Below are 2,359 nucleotides of genomic sequence, written 5' to 3' on the forward strand. Positions count from 1 at the left end.
CCCACCGCCCGGCCATCGGCGGACTGCCCCCCCTCATTGCCCTTGCCCCCCGGACCGGCTATGTCAGCCAGCAACCCAGGCACCCAACCCGAAGGACGGTTCGCGATGGCTTCCTACCAGTATGTCTACCACATGGACGGCGTCTCCAAGACCTATCCGGGCGGCAAGAAGTGCTTTGAGAACATCCGCTTGAACTTCCTTCCGGGCGTCAAGATCGGGGTTGTCGGCGTCAACGGCGCGGGGAAATCCACGCTGCTGCGCATCATGGCCGGCTGGGACAAGGATTTCACCGGCGATGCCTGGGCGGCCAAGGGCGCCCGCGTCGGCTATCTGCCGCAGGAGCCCGAGCTCGACCCCGCGCTGAATGTTCGCGGCAACGTGATGGAGGGCGTGGCCCAGAAGAAGGCCAAGCTTGATCGATTCAACGAGATCGCCATGCAGGTCGCCGAGGAGTATTCCGACGCGCTGATGGAGGAGATGACCGCCCTTCAGGACCAGATCGACGCGGAGAACCTGTGGGATCTCGACGCCCAGATCGACATCGCGATGGAGGCCCTGCGCTGCCCGCCCGACGAGGCCGACGTCACCACGCTGTCGGGCGGGGAACGCCGCCGCGTCGCGCTGTGCAAGCTGCTGCTCGAAGCCCCCGACATGCTGCTGCTGGACGAGCCCACCAACCACCTCGACGCCGAGACCGTCGCCTGGCTGCAGAACCACCTGATCGAGTACAAGGGCACGATCCTGATCGTCACCCATGACCGCTATTTCCTGGACGACATCACCGGCTGGATCCTCGAACTCGACCGCGGCCGCGGCATCCCCTACGAGGGCAATTATTCCGCCTGGCTGGAACAGAAGGCCAAGCGGCTGTCGCAAGAGGCGCGCGAGGACAAGGCCAGGCAGAAGACGCTGGAGCGCGAGCTTGACTGGATCCGCGCCGGCCAGAAGGCCCGCCAGGCCAAGTCCAGGGCCCGCATCCGGGCCTACGAGGACCTCGCCAGCCAGTCCGAGCGCGAGAAACTCTCGCGCGCCCAGATCATCATCCCCAACGGCCCCCGTCTGGGCGGCAAGGTGATCGAGGTCGAGGGCCTGCGCAAGGGCTATGGCGACCGCCTGCTGATCGAGGATCTCTCCTTCGCGCTGCCCCCCGGCGGCATCGTCGGCGTGATCGGCCCCAACGGCGCGGGCAAGTCCACGCTGTTCCGCATGCTGACCGGCCAGGAACAGCCTGACGCGGGCACCATCAGCTTCGGCGACACCGTCAAACTTTCCTATGTCGACCAGTCCCGCGACGCGCTGGATGCCAACAAGACCGTGTGGGAGGAGATCTCGGACGGGCTGGATATCGTGGTCCTCGGCGATGCCGAGGTGAACTCCCGCGCCTATTGCTCCTCCTTCAACTTCAAGGGCGGCGACCAGCAGAAGAAGGTGGGGCTGCTCTCGGGGGGCGAGCGCAACCGCGTCCACATGGCGAAACTGCTGAAATCCGGCGGCAACGTGCTGCTGCTCGACGAGCCCACCAACGACCTCGATGTCGAGACGCTCCAGGCCCTCGAAGCAGCACTTGAGGATTTCGCCGGCTGCGCCGTCATCATCAGCCACGACCGCTTCTTCCTCGACCGGCTCTGCACCCATATCCTCGCCTTCGAGGGCGAGGCCCATGTCGAATGGTTCGAGGGCAATTTCCAGGCCTACGAGGAAGACAAGATCCGCCGTCTGGGGCCGGATTCGGTCGAGCCGAAGCGGGTGAAGTACAAGAAATTCGCGCGGTGAGCGAGAGTTCATCCCAAGAGATAGGCGAATCGGTGAACAACTTAGGGTTGGCATTGATGGAATTCGAACGACTTTCGCGAGAAAACGGCCTCTGGACGCGACTCTGGTTGAACTGGGACTCAGCGTGCAGTGAGTTCAATGAGAGTTTCTCTGACTTCGCACCCAGTGCGCTGTCAGTCCTCAAGACGCTGGCCGAAGACCCGCAGACGAAGAGCGCCGGTGTGTTCGGCGTGGTCAGAGGAGATGATGTGTTGGCAGCGTGTCAACTAAATGTTGCGGGTCTGCCCGGCTATTCTGGCAAGGTATTGCGTCTGCGTCACTTGGTTTTATCACCCCGCTTTGACTTCTCAGAGGACACGACGGTCGATGACTACGTTGACGTGCTCTCAACAATGTTCGCTGGAACTGTGCGCTGCGCCGAGACTGCCATGCCTGCCGACCACATCAAACTGCACTTCCGCAGCCCTGCAGATCGAGAGTTCTTTAACCGTTTTCAGCGAGAACTAAGCGGATCAGCGACATTTGGCTCTGTGCAAATGCGGGGCGCTTGGCTATATCTGACCAAGACGCAATCATGACGTAAGAC

2 protein-coding genes are annotated in these 2,359 nt (G+C 62.6%); both read left to right on the top strand.

Annotated features, from left to right (window positions below; translation table 11 throughout):
* Positions 1-105 precede the first annotated feature (105 nt).
* Positions 106-1,773 carry an energy-dependent translational throttle protein EttA gene (ettA, locus tag ENN83_RS08705; protein ID WP_287186007.1) on the top strand — a complete coding sequence of 556 codons (1,668 nt, stop codon included), beginning with the start codon at positions 106-108 and terminating at the stop codon, positions 1,771-1,773.
* Positions 1,770-2,351, top strand: a complete 582-nt coding sequence (locus ENN83_RS08710; protein ID WP_287186009.1) for a hypothetical protein — start codon at positions 1,770-1,772, stop codon at positions 2,349-2,351. Before ettA ends, ENN83_RS08710 begins: the two co-directional genes overlap by 4 nt.
* The last annotated feature ends 8 nt before the right edge of the window (positions 2,352-2,359 follow it).

Origin of the sequence: Rhodovulum sp. (assembly GCF_011048875.1) — a bacterium.
GTDB lineage: Bacteria > Pseudomonadota > Alphaproteobacteria > Rhodobacterales > Rhodobacteraceae > Rhodovulum > Rhodovulum tesquicola.

Excerpts from the sequence above, each read along its gene's own strand:
- ettA (WP_287186007.1), top strand. The coding sequence starts at position 106 with ATGGCTTCCTACCAGTATGTCTACCACATGGACGGCGTCTCCAAGACC.